We start from the raw sequence: 13,406 nt of genomic DNA on the forward strand, positions 1-13,406 counted from the left end.
CCCACTTACGCGGCGCTGGCGCCGGTGATGCCGGCCGTGGAATCGATCACGCCACGCATTTTCTTCTCCAAGGCTTCGTAAAACATGGAGAGGGGGAATTCATCGTCCATGACCTGATCGGTGATTTCGCGCAGCGGCGCGGTCAGGGGCAGGGCTTGGGGTCCCTTGGCCCAGGTTGACGCCGGGTTGGGAGTCACGGTGGCCGAAACTAGTTCGTAGGCGGCAAGCCAATGAGCCAGCTTGGGCCGGTCGATGGAGCGCCAGTACAGCTCCTCGATCTGCTGGCCCAGGGCGATCACCACGTCCGGCACCTGATCCCAATCGATGGAAAGCTTGGTGTCCGTCCAGTGCAGTACGTGATGCTGGTGCAGCCAGGCAAAGAGCAGCTGACCGCCCAGGCCGTCGTAGTTGCGCACCCGGGAACCGGTGATGGCGAAGCGGAAGATCCGGTCGAAGATGACGGCGTACTGGACCAGCTTGGCTTGCTTCCGGGCCTCCGGTGAGGCCTTGTCATCATGTTCCACGGCAACAGATTCGCGGTAGGCCGTCAGGTCACAGCGCAGCTCCTCCAAGGAGTACAGGAAGTACGGCATGCGTTGTTTGATCATGAATGGGTCAAAGGGCAGGTCCCCGCGCATGTGCGTCCTGTCGTGAATCAGATCCCACATGACAAAGGTTTCCGTGGTCAGGGCCTGATCGTCCAATAGCTCCAGGGCGTCGGCTGGCAATTCCAGTCGAGTAACAGCGGCGGCTTCCCGCAGAACACGGCGGAAGCGGGCGGCTTCGCGGTCCTGGAAAATTGCTCCCCACGTAAAGGTGGGAGTTTCGCGGACGGAGACGCTTTCGGGGAACAGTACGGCGGAGTTTGTGTCGTATCCGGCGGTGAAGTCAATGAATCGCAGCGGGACAAACAATTTGTTGGAGTAGTTGCCGGCTTCGAGTTCGCCAATGAATTCGGGCCAGATGACGTCCACCAGGACCGCCTCCACGTGGCGGGAGGTCGATCCGTTCTGGGTGTACATGGGGAACACCACCAGGTGTCCCAGGCTGTTGACGCGTTGTTCCTGCGGGTTGAAAGCCAGAAGCGAATCAAGGAAATCCGGAACACCCAATCCCGACTCCGCCCAGCGGGTGAAATCCGCAACGAGCAATTCCAGGTAGCTGCAATCGTGCGGGAAGTACGGTGCAAGTTCCGTGACAGCCGTCTTGATTGCTTCGATTAACGCAGAGGCGTGGCTGTGGTCAGCAGTATCCGGGACGGAACCGTCCTTGGCCTGGAGTGTGGCCAGCTGCGTGGCTGCCTGCTTGAGGGATAGCCACGCAGTGTGGTGGGCCAGGGTGCCGTAGTCAAAGTCATTGGCAATGCCAGTGCTTTCCAGAGTGGTGTTCATGGTGTCTCATCCTCGCTGCGTAGTGCCTTGTGGGCATTTTTTCGAGCGTATCAAAGGAACAGGAAGACTAATCTGAAATAGTCCTAAGCATAAGTAACTGTCATGCTCAAGGCCATTGCGGAGCGTTTGGCGAAAGCTCCGCAAGACCTTGCTGCATGGTCAGGCTCAGGGTTGTTGCCGCAGGGTCAGGGCAATGGAGTTGATGCAGAAGCGTTCATCCGTTGGGGTGTCATATCCTTCGCCCTCGAAGAGGTGACCCAGGTGCGAATCGCAGGACGCGCACCGGACCTCAACACGCTTCATGCCCAGCGTGTTGTCATGCAGGTATCGGACGGTCCCGTCGGCCAGCGGCGCGAAAAAAGACGGCCACCCACAATGAGATGCGAACTTCTCCTTGGAGGTGAACAATTCAGCGCCGCAGGCCCGGCACGCGTAGACGCCTTCCTGCGTGGAGTCCCAATACTCGCCCGTGAACGGCCGTTCGGTGCCAGCCTTGCGCAGTACCTGGTACTCGGCCGGGCTCAATTCCTGGCGCCACTGTTCATCGGTCTTTACAACAGTTGTCGCAGCGGCTGGTTGTTCAGGGGATTCTTCAAAAGTGCTCATGCTTTCATCAACGCCTAGGAGTCGCCAATAAATCCCGAACCGGTGTACAAATGCAAAACTGGCAGCCCCAGCTTTCGCTGAGCCTGATGTGCCCAGTCTTGCCGGAACGTGTCGGCAACGGCGTGCGGGCGGGTGACCACCACTGCCTGGCTTGCCCCCACCTCGGTGACCTTGGCAATCAGGGAGGCAACGGCGTCGCCCTCCGCCACGGAACCGGTGGCCTTTGCCCCGGCGTCAGCCAACACCGCCATCGATGTTGCGAGAATTTCCTCCGCCTCGGCCCTGACAGCCTCGGCGTTGGGCTTCTCACGAAGTTCACGCAGCACACCGGGCAGGTCCAGCATGGTCAGCTGGTCCACCACGTCCACGAAGAGGTTTCGCTTGGTATTGGCGGGAACCAATAACACCAGCTCAACATCGTCCTCGGGGCCGTAGAGGTCGGAGATGTTCTCCACGTCCACGGCGGTCAGGGGTTCTTCGGTCAGAATGATGATCGTCTCGCTCATGGCACCAGCATAGGCTTCCGGACCGCAGAAACAAGGAGCAACGGCGCCGGACACGATGTGAAAGTTGTCAGGGCACGCGGTGTGCCGCACTTCGCAGCCGCACGGGGATAGGCAAGAATAGGGGCATGGCTACCTCGGAAACACAGTCAAGTGCATGGCTCAAGTGGGGTGCCCTCGGCGCCGGAGCAGTGGGGGCTGGTGCAGTTGCGGTTGTGACCGCCACGTCCGGGCTCGCCGCGTACTTCGCCAGGCGGGTGGTGACGCCGGATAAACACCGCCCGGACGATTTAGCCATCCTTGCCGTTATCGCCGATGGTCCCCGACTGCAGGTGGTCCTGGAAGCCACGCCGGACACCATCATCGAGGGCAATTACGGGCTGTTCTTCAGTGGGAGCCAAGGACACGCCATCATTGGCCCCATCATTTCCTATGTACCCCGCGAAGGCAGCATCACGCGCGAGGTCGTCACGGTTCACAGCGGCGACCTGCGCACGGCAACGGCAGGCTGGTGGTCCGGCAACCTCTACTCACACCCTGAACAAATGGGGCTCGAGAGCGAAGACGTCACCCTGAACCTGCCCGATGGCCCGGCCCCGGCCTGGCTGGTGCCGGCACCCAACCCCGGGCACACATGGGCCATCATGGTTCACGGGCGCGGTGCTACCAGGATCGAGGGCCTGCGGGCGGTCCCCACGGCCCACCGATTGGGCATGAACGCCCTGTTGATCTCCTACAGGAACGACGGCGACGCCCCCAAAGCCTCCGACGGCCGGTATGGGTTGGGGGTCACCGAATGGGCCGATGTTGAGGTAGCGATCGACTTTGCCATTTCCCGCGGTGCCAAGGATGTGGTGCTGTTCGGCAACTCCATGGGCGGCGCCATCAGTTTGCAGACGGCCGATGTAGCCCGGAACAGGAAGCACGTCCTGGCGATGGTCCTGGACGGGCCCGTCATTAACTGGATCGACGTTTTGGCCCATCAGGCCCAGCTCAACAAGATTCCCAATTACATTGGCCGGTACGCGCAACTGATGCTGACCCATCCGCTGGGGCGGCGCATCACCGGACTGGCCGCGCCGGTCAACTTCAAGAGTTTGGACTGGGTGAGCCGCGCCGTGGAGCTGCGCACGCCGTCGCTCATTTTGCACAGCATTGACGACGACTTTGTACCCTACGGCCCCACGGCGGAACTGGCTAAGCGGAATCCGGAAATGGTCACCTTTGAGCCGTTCAGCAAGGCCCGCCACACCAAGGAATGGAACGTGGAGCCGAGCCGGTGGGAGAACGCCGTGGAGGCATGGCTGCGACCCCGGCTCGGCAGATACACGCTGCCGAGGGAGTGAACTGGCCGCCGTCAATTAGCGCTCCAGCAGCGGTTGGCTTTTCGCGGCGCCGATGTTCGCCGTCGTGCCGTGGGTGAGAGCCAATAGATCCTTGGGCGAAAGCTCCACGTCGAAACCGCGCCGGCCACCGGAGACGTAAATTGTCTCGCATGAGAGCGCTGAGGCGTCCAGCACCGTGGGGGAGTGTTGGCGTTGGCCCAGCGGCGAGATGCCACCCAAGACGTAGCCGGTCCGTCGCTGGGCGGCGGCAGGATCGGCCATGGCCGCCTTTTTCTGGCCCAGGGCCGCGGCCAATGCCTTCAAGTCGAGTGTGCCGTTGACGGGCACAACGGCCACGGCCAGAGTGCCGGCAACATCGGCCATCAAGGTCTTAAACACCCGCTCCGGGGAAATGCCAAGGGCAGTTGCCGCCTCCATCCCGTAGCTGGTGGTGGCGGGATCGTGGGCATAGCTGTGGGCTGAGAAGGGGATTCCGGCCGCCGTGAGTGCCACGGTTGCCGGGGTCCCTGCCCCTGAAGTCTTTTTGGCCATACGGCAATTATGGCAGTTGCGGCCTCGCGAATGCGGGTACAAACCAGGGCGCACAATGCCCCGTCACCTCACATGCTCGGGGAGGTGACGGGGCAGGTGGTGCGGCACTCGTGTGCCTAGACGGCCGGGCGGACTCCGCCGGCAATCTTGCGCTTGACGCGTCCCAACATGGCGGACATGCCGCGCATGCGAAGCGGTGAGATGGCCCTGGTCAGGCCCAACTGCTCGGGCATGTCATCGGGAACCGCCAAAATTTCTTCGGCGGTCAAGCCATCCAAACCCTCAAAGAGGACCGAAGCGAAACCACGCGTTGTGGGTGCCTCCGGTGGCGCCTGGAAAAACAGGCGAATGACATCGCCCTTGTCAGTCTTTTCTGACTCAACCGTCAAGAAGAGCGGTGACTGGCATTCAACCACCTGCTCCAGCAACTCGGGATGGTTCGCCAACCGCTCCGGAAGAGGCGGGAGCGAACGGGAGAATTCCAGAAGCAGTGTCAGACGGTCGCGTTCTTCGAGTTCCTTGAAATCATTGACGATCTCAGCCAATGCCGGGGGGAGTGCTTGTGAAGTAGTCATCGACTAAAGCGTACTTTTCTTTCGTGGCGAATGTGAAAAAAGACAGGCCGTTGTGGGGCCCACGCGCCCCAGGTGCCAGACGCGGCAGCGGCTGACCCCTGGGGAGGGATTGGAGACTAGTTGGAGCTGGGCAGCTGGCCACGCTCGGGCCCAACGGCGATCGGCACCCGGACAGCGTTGCCCCACTCGGTCCAGGAACCGTCATAGTTGCGCACGGTTTCAAAACCGAGCAGGAACTTGAGGGCAAACCAGGTGTGGCTGGAACGTTCGCCGATGCGGCAGTAAGCCACAACATCGTCACCGGCCACCAGGCCAGCCTCACCCAGGTAGAGCGCCTCCAACTCCTCACGAGTTCGGTACGTTCCATCTTCGGCGGCCGCCCGGGCCCACGGGATGGACGCCGCCGTGGGGATGTGACCGCCGCGCAGCGTTCCTTCCTGAGGGTAGGCAGGCATGTGGGTGCGCTCACCGGTGTATTCCTCGGGGGAGCGGACATCGATCAACGGCTTGCCCAGATGGGCCAAGACATCATCCTTGTAGGCGCGAATGGGTGCGTCATTGCGCTGCACCACGGGGTAGTCGGCCGCCGGGGTGACCTGCGTGGCGTCGGTGGTGAATTCGCGGCCCTCGGCGATCCACTTGTCACGGCCACCGTCGAGCAGGCGAACATCTTCGTGTCCGAACAAGGTGAAAACCCACAATGCGTAGGCGGCCCACCAGTTGGACTTGTCACCGTAAACCACCACGGTGGTGTCGCGAGAGATGCCCTTGGCCGCAGCGAGCAACGCGAAAGCGGCGCCGTCAATGTAGTCGCGAGTGACGTCGTCGTTCAGGTCAGTGTGCCAGTCAATCTTGACTGCACCGGGGATGTGGCCCGTCTCGTAGAGGAGGACATCCTCGTCGGACTCAACCACAACCAAGCTGCCGTCCGCCGTGGCTCCATTGGCCAAGGCCTGGGCCAACCACTCGGTAGAGACCAGGCGCTCGGGGTGTGCGTAGGCGGCAAACTTCTCATTCGATTCAACTGCTACAGGCATGACGCCCCTTCGTGTAGATCGCTCGTGCCGGAACCTCTCCGGCCGTTGGTGTTCCTTACAGTAACCAGCCGCGGTGCAGGAAACTTCCCTCACGTTAACGAAACGCAATATGCGGTGGGTATTCTGGTATCCGTGAGTCCTGCGGCTGTTTCCCAACGGCCCGGCAAAAAATTCTTCATGATCGGAACACTTTCTTGGTACAAGTTGAGCAACTTTCCACGCGCCGCCCTGCAGTCTCGGTGGAAGAACTCTTAAAGGGCTTTGTTCCGTCGCCGCGATTTGGCGAGGTTTCCTTCAATACTTACCGACCAGATCCGTCCCAGCCCTCGCAGGCCGAGGCCGTGACAATGCTGCAGGAATTCGGTGAGGCAACCATGGCCAAGCCAGCCAGTGGACTGCGGAAGTTCTTTGGCGGCAAGTCCAAGGCCGCCGACTCCCGAGCCGGAATCTACCTGGACGGTGGCTTCGGTGTGGGTAAGACTCATCTGTTGTCCTCCTTGTGGCACCAGGTGGAGGGACCCAAGGCCATTGGAACCTTTGTGGAATACACCAACTTGGTGGGTGCCTTGTCGTTCCGCAAGACGGTGGAAGCGTTGAGTACCTACAAGCTCGTGTGCATTGACGAATTTGAACTTGATGATCCCGGAGACACCGTGCTGATGTCCCGGCTCATGCGCGAACTGGCCGACGCCGGAGTTAAGTTGGCCGCAACCTCCAACACCCTGCCCGGGTCCTTGGGCGACGGCCGCTTTGCCGCTGTTGACTTCCAGCGCGAGATCCAGGTGTTGGCCGACCAGTTCGATATCCTCCACATCGACGGTGAGGACTTCCGTCACCGCGGGCTGCCCACCCCGCCCGAGCCAGTTCCCAATAGTGACCTTGACTCTCGCATGCGCCACGACTTTGCCGGTCGCACGGTAGCCGTGGACGACTTCGCGACGTTGGTTGATCACCTCGCCGGTGTTCACCCGTCGCGCTATCGGCAAATGCTGGCAGGCGTGGATGCTGTGGTGTGGCGCAATGTCCACACCATCACGGAACAATCGGTTGCGCTGCGCTTTGTTGTCCTCGCGGACAGGCTCTATGACAAGGATGTTCCGATCCTGGCGAGCGGCGCCCCTCTGGATCAGTTGTTCACCCCGGAAATGATGACCGGTGGCTACCAGAAGAAGTACTTCCGTGCCGTATCGCGCTTGACGGCTTTGGCTCGAGAAGCCCAAGAGGCCAGTACTGCCGTTCCTGTGAGCTAATTCCTGTTGCCTTAAAGCCAAAAGGCGTCGGTGCCGTCTCTCGACGGGACCGACGCCCCCTTTGACGCCTTGATTTAAGGGCGAAGGGTTCGGATTACTGTCCGGCCTTGTTCTGACCATCTACGAAGTCAGAAGCGGCGTTCTGGACACCATCAACCTTGTCGGCGAACTTGCCGCCGGTCTTTTCGTCGACAAAATCACCGGCTTTCTCGATGCCGTCCTTGATCTGGTCGCCGTGGCTGCCGATCAATCCTTCGGCCTTGCCCTTAATATCGTCAAAAATAGACAATTGGCACCTCCCTTCACTCCTGGGGCCATTGGCGCCCCAACTTTTTCCAGCATAGTGCGCCCCGTCACGATGTCAACGGTTTGAGCCAAGAGCGAAGTTGTTCCACCGCCCCGGAGAGCTTTCCCGCCTCATGGGAATGTGCCATCATTGGTTCTGCCACAAGGCACCCGGACGAGGTGCGCCGTACCCGGACAGCGACAAGACGGCGTCGAGGAGTGTTTTTCATGGCATGGTTAATTTTGGTTGTCTCAGGCGTATTGGAAGCTGTCTGGGCCACCGCATTGGGCAAGAGTGAAGGGTTCTCCAAACTCGGCCCCAGTGTGGTCTTTGGAGTTTCCCTCATAGCAAGCATGGCCGGCCTCGCCTGGGCCATGCGCACGCTTCCCATAGGCACCTCCTATGCCGTTTGGGTAGGCATCGGCGCAACGTTGACCGTTGCCTACGCCATGGCCACCGGAGCAGAAGCTGTCTCGGTCATCAAGGTCCTGCTCTTGCTTGGCCTGATCGGCTGCATCGTGGGGCTCAAGCTGGCGCATTAGTCCCCAGCTCCTCCCACGCTGCAGCCGCTGGCGCGTCTGTAGCGTGGGGCCCTCGGAGCTGTGGGCCCACCCGGCTCCTGTCGGTCTGCAGCCGCTGGCGCGTCTGTAGCGTGGGGCCCTCGGAGCTGTGGGTCCATCCAGTTCCTGGCTTTCAGACATGAAAAAGCCCTCCTGCTCAGCGTTTGTGCTGGTCAGGAGGGCTTTTCTTTCAGGTGGGCGATACTGGGTTCGAACCAGCGACCTCTCCGGTGTGAACGAGCGACAGCCCTCAAAGCGGGGTAGAGCCCGGTGTAGCGCTGAAGCACTAAACCGGGGTCTGACCTGCGTGGATACACATTCTTATTGCACTAGGCGAAGTCCCGTGTAGCGCGCCGGAACTTCCGTTTGTGGCACGTCTGTGGCATGGCCCGCAGTTCGAACACTAGGGAGCCGGAGCGCTGCGGACACATGTTCGACTGGCAGCTCGGCCAGATGAGCGTACCTTTGCGTCGTCGTTTGCGAGGCGTGGCCCAACAGGCGGGAGACTTCCGCCAGAGAGACGCCGGCCTGCAGCAGCCACGAAGCGTAGGTGTGTCGAAGATCATGCGGACGTAGCGGGTCAAGCTTTGAAAGCTTAGTTGCCGGCGTCCACACACGTTTGCGCCAGTTGTCCAAGATCGTCATCCGGCCCGGACCATGAAGCGCCAACCCGGACCGGCACCGCCCAGCTGCATGAACGTGGCCACAGCTCGCCGTCTCAGACAGTCCGAGCTCATCCAGCAGTTCAGCTACCCAACTCTCCAGCGAGACGCTTCTTGCTAGCTTCCCCTTCGGGTAGGGCTTGATCTGCCCGGACGTACTGTCCCACGTCTCCACGATATGGATCATGCCGCGCTCGCGGTCAATGCGGTGGGTGTGTAGGCCCATGGCTTCACCCCATCGCATGCCAGTTCCAACGAGCAGTCCGACGATGGCCGCGTCACGCTTGGAATCCAGCACCGCATCCAATGATTGATACTCGGCCTTGGTGAGATAGCGTTCCTGAGCCGGCGGCCGCTGGGGGAGAGCCAGCTTGTAGAGCGGGTTGGCCTGAATGATCTCCGCATCAACGGCAGCCATCAGCGAGGCCGAGAAGATCCCAAAGATCCGCTGCACTGTTGACGCCGCCAGAAGCTTGACCACCGGCTTGTACTCAAGTTCCTCCCGACGCTTCAACTCGGCCGCCGTGGGAGCCCGCTCGGTAACCTTCAGCTCGGCAATCCACTTCCGTCCGTCCTGCCTCGTGATCTCACCCAAAGGGGTCTCGCCCCACTTCGGCATGATGTGCTGCTCCAAAGCCGAGCGCTCATTCTTCTCCGTCGAGTTCTCAAGCTTCCTCGTCGGCCACCATTCCTCACACCAGTCACCCCACGGGCGCTCGCCGGCCGCTGGGTCGCGCCAACCGCCCGTCCTGGAGGCTTCTTCCTTGACGATGGCGGCTTTCAGCGCTGCCTTCTCGCGGGGGAACACTCCTGCGGATTGGGGTTTCCCGTTGCCGTCGCGGTAGCGGCCTTGATACTTGCCCGATGGCAGTCGCCTGGTTGAGGCCATGGTGTCCCCTCGATTCTTAGCTGCCCCGGAAGGCTAGCGGTTTTGATGCTCGACAAGAGACAGCTGTGCCGTCTCGTCGGCTGTGAGTGAGCCCAGACGGTCTGTGAGAACGTCTGCCGTGACCCATAGTTCCTCGGCCAGCTCCTGGACGCTTCGCGCCCAGGCAGCATGCTGACAGAGGTTCCCTATAGGGATTAGGTTCCGCGCGGTTACAACGCGCACCTCGTGTTCGATGCATGGCCGTTGGCAGCCGTCGTGTCCGAGCTCGATATGGACAAGCTCGTGAGCGAGTGCACAGCGGCGTTCGACCTGCTGGAGTTGCTTGTCCAGCCAGATCACGCGGAGGCCATCTGTTCGCCCTGGCGCGCCATCAGGCATGCGGACAAAAGAGACGTGGATATGCGTTAGTCGCCGCAGCGTCCCCCAAGGATCGAACATTCATCTGACCCTAGGGGATACCTCTGACATTCAGGCTGTGGGGTTGAGGTCTTCCGCCGGGCCTGAGTGATGCCACTTGAATGCACTATTGATAAAGAGCGCGGTTACAAAAAGCCCGGCAAAGATAACGGCCGCACTTGATGAAGCAAGCCAGGCGGCCCCTTGCCAGGTCGCAAATACGGCACCTATGCCGGCAACAAATGAAGCAACGATGGTGACTAGGTATCCGCCGAACAAAATGGCACGTATCCAGGTCCCGTATCGTTCGACCAGGTGGTGGACCGCTGACCCCGTTAGCGACAGGATTGCCGCCCCGGCCAGTGAGAGCCCTGCGGTGACACCACCGAGGGTAGCAATATTTGTCAGTCCGGTTTTTAGGTCATCAGGGTGGATTCCGGACAGTAGGAATCCTCCACCAACACTGACGCTGGCAACGACGCATACAAGCAGGATGAGCGCAATCCAGAGCCCCTTGAAAGATGCCTCTCTATTTGTAGCCATCGTGTGCCTCGCCTTCAGCTAGCGGAGTTTTAGAAGTTCATCAAACTCTATTGTGTAGGTCTTCACTATCTCAGACAGGGCTGACACTGCAGAGAAGGATTGGAAAGATCCCTGTCTCATGAGAATGGTCCGTTTGCGTGTTAACTTGTGGTCCAAGAGGTTTACAACGCCAGCAGGCAGGTCGTCGCCAGGGTGGCGGTTGAATTGGACTTGGGCCGCATCGAGAGATGTGTAGTCAAGGCCGAAGGTGTCATCGAGCCAGTCCCGGAGTTCCTTGGCATCCTCTTCGAAGAACTTCTGCCCTTTTTCCTTGATTGGGCGAAGCTTGATTTCGAGCTTATATTTGCCTTCGAAAACAGGGCCGGCCATGAGGTCCCTCAACGGCGACTGACTTGCTGGGGTGATTGTCTCCGCGACGAACACGCTTTTGAGCTGTTTCGCTCTGGCCAGAGCCTGGCGCCGGCCCTTGTCAATGACAGGCACCACACCCCATTCGAAGTTGTGCTGAGAGAGCGTGCCTTGGTCACGCATGACTCTGGTGAGCCAACTTGCAAAAGCTTGAGGCCTGGCCGCAGATTGCGTTTCCATCAAGACGCCAAATATGTTTCCAAAAGGCAAGAACCAGACGAAGAGGTTGTCAATGGGGGAGAATCCATCCTCAATCGTGACTGGCTTCTGCTCGCCTGTGCCCCGCTTGCCTTGGCTCGGGACATGGTCTTTGTCTGTGGCCACCACGACGCCGTACGTGGCGTTATCATCTACCTCTTGGACAAGGTTCTCAACACCCTCAGGGGGAAGTAGCCCCGTCCAGTCGCTTTCAATATCCAAAGCAACCACGGAGCACGTTAGCTCCTTCTTGAGGATGTGGTGGGTAATTGCAGTTGTTCCCATTTTCCGAAGGATGGCATGCCAGTCCTGCTCAGACACAGTCTTCTTAGATTTATTGTCTACCAGTCGCCAAAACTGGACTGTCCTTACAACTCCGCGTGGCCTTGCTGGTGGCAATGGATTGTCTGAAGGTGTCATGGGTCCCCAATGGTCGGATGAGTTGCACTCGTGGTTGGTTGTCTTAGTTGGTAGCTTGCGATTCTAGGCCGATGAAACTAGGCGGTGGAATCTCTGTTGATGCGTGTCAGAATCGAGTCAACGGCAGGACTGCCCGCGGTCACTCCAGGTTCACCTTTTAGCTTCGGGTGTGGCCCGAAAACTCGCCGCGCAAACTCGGTCCTTAGCTCGTCTCGAATGGCATGATCTGTCATAGGAGAAATGAAACCGTCGAAAGTTTGAAGCTGGATGCTGATGGTTTTGGACCAAGTCGCTAGCGTCCGATGAAGATGAGCCTGTCGTGCGCAGTACGTGGCAACACCGAAAATTCCTCCCGAGACGACGAGCGGATAGAGCAGGGCTGGCCAATTTACTAGGCCCGGGGTCATTCCTTCGGCAAGCCACAGATGAAGGAAGACGCTAGTGCCTACTCCCGCTGCCACGAGAAGGATTGTCGCCCACCGAAAGAAAGATGAGGACTTCTCATTGTCTGCTGCGAAAGTGTCATAGCTTCCGGTAAGTCGGGCGCTTGAGCTCACGCCGGCGGCGATCTGGGCGTTCCTCATCGCTTCCTCAGCACGTTCCGCAGCGACATTGGATTCCAAAAGTGACCACGCTGCATTGCCAAATGACTCGCATCGCTCAACTCTTACGCTGAGACTTTCCGCTAGGTGAGTGAGGTCACTCTCCCATAGGAGGCCCATCCGGTCTGATGGGAGCTTCAGCAAGCCTCCGAGGGCTTCTCGAAGAGTCCACGTCAGTGACATCCACGATCCGCGGAGTGCAGGAATTTCTTTCGGGATCTCGGTGTCCGTGAGGATGGCAAGGTATGCAAGCGAGCTCTTGACGCGCTCAGTTGCATCCTCAGGGACGAGCAGGAGATCCAAGGAGAACTTGTCGATGTCTTGATAAATGGCCTGCAACCCTGGCAGTCGAGTGTAGGCAGACCACAGATTTAGGATTTCCTCAACAAAGGCAAATTCGTCCGGCAGGGGCTTCTTGGGTTGGTTTGGCTCAGCGCTGTAGAAGCTCCCCAGTGCCATCTGAACTAGTCCAAGGTTCGAAATATAGGTCAGCGTCGGCGTCATGCGTCCAGTAGCTGCCATTATTTCGACTCTCCGTCTGTCTCTTGTGTTTCTTCGCCGCGGACTGAGGTCCGGGCAGCTTCTTCGGCGCCAAGATTCCTGTGGCCACTGGCGGCCAGCTCGAAGTAGTTAGCCGGCAGCGGGATATGCCCGTACTCGTCTGCATCTGGATGAGCGTGCGGGTCCTTCTTCGCCTTGGGGCTGGCAGGGCTTTCCCCTGCCTGGTTCATATAGGTGGGATGATCTCCATTGCCCACCACCTCCTCTTGCGTGGTCGCGTCAAGAGTTCTAATCGTGTCCACGAGACCTTGAATGATCTTGCGGTCTCGTGAGCTGAACTCTGGCGAATCGCGGACTACATCCTCGAGGCTGGGACGGTTGGACTGAACCTCGACGCCCATGCTGGCCATAGCTGCTTGGGCAACTCTCTGAACTGATACTTGGAGGACATCCGAGAGCGCATGGATTACTGCGCCCTTGATAGAGATGAGTTCCTGGTTCTTCAGCCGTGAGAAGTTCGAGTGCTTCATGTCCAGTCCGAGGCCCTGAGCACGTCGCTCTAAGTCTCGGGTGGACCAGCCGTTCTTGTCCTGGGCTGCTTGGATCAGTTCGCCAAGTGGATGTGTTGCGTTCACAGCGTCAGTCTTTCGAATGGCCGGGCAGCCACCTAATCGGGCGGACACTGGCAAGATGTGCAGGTTG

General features: G+C 59.7%; 16 protein-coding genes and 1 riboswitch. Of the genes, 3 read left to right on the forward strand and 13 right to left on the reverse strand.

Translation table 11 applies throughout. The annotated features are described in order from the left end of the window. Positions 1 to 5: 5 nt before the first annotated feature. The 3 genes from BLV41_RS04665 to BLV41_RS04675 form a co-directional block, all read right to left on the reverse strand. Complete coding sequence (locus BLV41_RS04665; protein WP_074710789.1) at positions 6 to 1,391, reverse strand: DUF6421 family protein; 1,386 nt, start codon at positions 1,389 to 1,391, stop codon at positions 6 to 8. Positions 1,392 to 1,556: 165 nt separating this feature from the next. Continuing rightward, positions 1,557 to 1,997 carry a peptide-methionine (R)-S-oxide reductase MsrB gene (msrB, locus tag BLV41_RS04670; RefSeq protein ID WP_044570745.1) on the reverse strand — a complete coding sequence of 147 codons (441 nt, stop codon included), beginning with the start codon at positions 1,995 to 1,997 and terminating at the stop codon, positions 1,557 to 1,559. Positions 1,998 to 2,011: 14 nt separating this feature from the next. Further along, a complete protein-coding gene (locus BLV41_RS04675; RefSeq protein ID WP_044570748.1) occupies positions 2,012 to 2,503 on the reverse strand; it encodes a hypothetical protein in 492 nt (163 codons plus the stop codon). A gap of 125 nt (positions 2,504 to 2,628) precedes the next feature. On the opposite strand from BLV41_RS04675, the gene BLV41_RS04680 reads away from it, so the two are divergent. Continuing rightward, positions 2,629 to 3,846, forward strand: a complete 1,218-nt coding sequence (locus BLV41_RS04680; protein WP_074710790.1) for an alpha/beta fold hydrolase — start codon at positions 2,629 to 2,631, stop codon at positions 3,844 to 3,846. A 15-nt stretch (positions 3,847 to 3,861) separates the two neighbouring features. Here BLV41_RS04680 and ybaK read toward each other — a convergent pair whose 3' ends face one another. The 3 genes from ybaK to BLV41_RS04695 all read right to left on the reverse strand — a co-directional run bounded on the left by ybaK (position 3,862) and on the right by BLV41_RS04695 (position 5,989). After that, entirely contained in the window at positions 3,862 to 4,377 is a 516-nt protein-coding gene (gene ybaK, locus BLV41_RS04685) for a Cys-tRNA(Pro) deacylase (protein ID WP_074710791.1), read from the reverse strand. A gap of 116 nt (positions 4,378 to 4,493) precedes the next feature. Continuing rightward, positions 4,494 to 4,952: a SufE family protein gene (locus BLV41_RS04690; protein ID WP_044570758.1), complete on the reverse strand. Its 459-nt coding sequence runs from the start codon at positions 4,950 to 4,952 to the stop codon at positions 4,494 to 4,496. A 116-nt stretch (positions 4,953 to 5,068) separates the two neighbouring features. After that, positions 5,069 to 5,989, reverse strand: coding sequence for a sulfurtransferase (locus tag BLV41_RS04695; protein WP_074710792.1), 921 nt, complete (start codon positions 5,987 to 5,989; stop codon positions 5,069 to 5,071). Positions 5,990 to 6,183: 194 nt separating this feature from the next. Here BLV41_RS04695 and zapE point away from each other — a divergent pair, with 194 nt between their 5' ends. Continuing rightward, positions 6,184 to 7,239 (forward strand): cell division protein ZapE, encoded by a 1,056-nt coding sequence (gene zapE, locus BLV41_RS04700; protein ID WP_074710793.1) that lies wholly within the window; start codon positions 6,184 to 6,186, stop codon positions 7,237 to 7,239. Positions 7,240 to 7,333: 94 nt separating this feature from the next. Here the strand turns inward: zapE and BLV41_RS04705 are convergent, their stop codons facing one another. Next, positions 7,334 to 7,528, reverse strand: coding sequence for an antitoxin (locus tag BLV41_RS04705; protein WP_044570766.1), 195 nt, complete (start codon positions 7,526 to 7,528; stop codon positions 7,334 to 7,336). Positions 7,529 to 7,678: 150 nt separating this feature from the next. Beyond that, positions 7,679 to 7,740, forward strand: a riboswitch (guanidine-III (ykkC-III) riboswitch). A gap of 12 nt (positions 7,741 to 7,752) precedes the next feature. Between BLV41_RS04705 and BLV41_RS04710 the strand changes: the two genes are divergently transcribed. Continuing rightward, complete coding sequence (locus BLV41_RS04710) at positions 7,753 to 8,067, forward strand: DMT family transporter (protein WP_074710794.1); 315 nt, start codon at positions 7,753 to 7,755, stop codon at positions 8,065 to 8,067. A gap of 339 nt (positions 8,068 to 8,406) precedes the next feature. Here BLV41_RS04710 and BLV41_RS04715 read toward each other — a convergent pair whose 3' ends face one another. The 6 genes from BLV41_RS04715 to BLV41_RS04740 form a co-directional block, all read right to left on the reverse strand. Next, positions 8,407 to 9,636: a tyrosine-type recombinase/integrase gene (locus BLV41_RS04715; protein ID WP_074710795.1), complete on the reverse strand. Its 1,230-nt coding sequence runs from the start codon at positions 9,634 to 9,636 to the stop codon at positions 8,407 to 8,409. A gap of 33 nt (positions 9,637 to 9,669) precedes the next feature. Continuing rightward, the gene (locus BLV41_RS04720; protein ID WP_074710796.1) at positions 9,670 to 10,074 is read right to left on the reverse strand and encodes an ImmA/IrrE family metallo-endopeptidase; all 405 of its coding nucleotides are present in this window, start codon (positions 10,072 to 10,074) and stop codon (positions 9,670 to 9,672) included. A gap of 30 nt (positions 10,075 to 10,104) precedes the next feature. Then, a complete protein-coding gene (locus BLV41_RS04725; protein WP_074710797.1) occupies positions 10,105 to 10,575 on the reverse strand; it encodes a hypothetical protein in 471 nt (156 codons plus the stop codon). Between the two features lie 18 nt (positions 10,576 to 10,593). After that, a complete protein-coding gene (locus BLV41_RS04730) occupies positions 10,594 to 11,502 on the reverse strand; it encodes a hypothetical protein (RefSeq protein ID WP_074710798.1) in 909 nt (302 codons plus the stop codon). A gap of 176 nt (positions 11,503 to 11,678) precedes the next feature. Beyond that, entirely contained in the window at positions 11,679 to 12,725 is a 1,047-nt protein-coding gene (locus BLV41_RS04735) for a hypothetical protein (RefSeq protein WP_074710799.1), read from the reverse strand. Then, a complete protein-coding gene (locus tag BLV41_RS04740; protein WP_074710800.1) occupies positions 12,725 to 13,339 on the reverse strand; it encodes a hypothetical protein in 615 nt (204 codons plus the stop codon). Before BLV41_RS04740 ends, BLV41_RS04735 begins: the two co-directional genes overlap by 1 nt. Between the last annotated feature and the right edge of the window lie 67 nt (positions 13,340 to 13,406).

This window comes from Arthrobacter alpinus, assembly GCF_900105965.1.
Taxonomy (GTDB): domain Bacteria; phylum Actinomycetota; class Actinomycetes; order Actinomycetales; family Micrococcaceae; genus Specibacter; species Specibacter alpinus.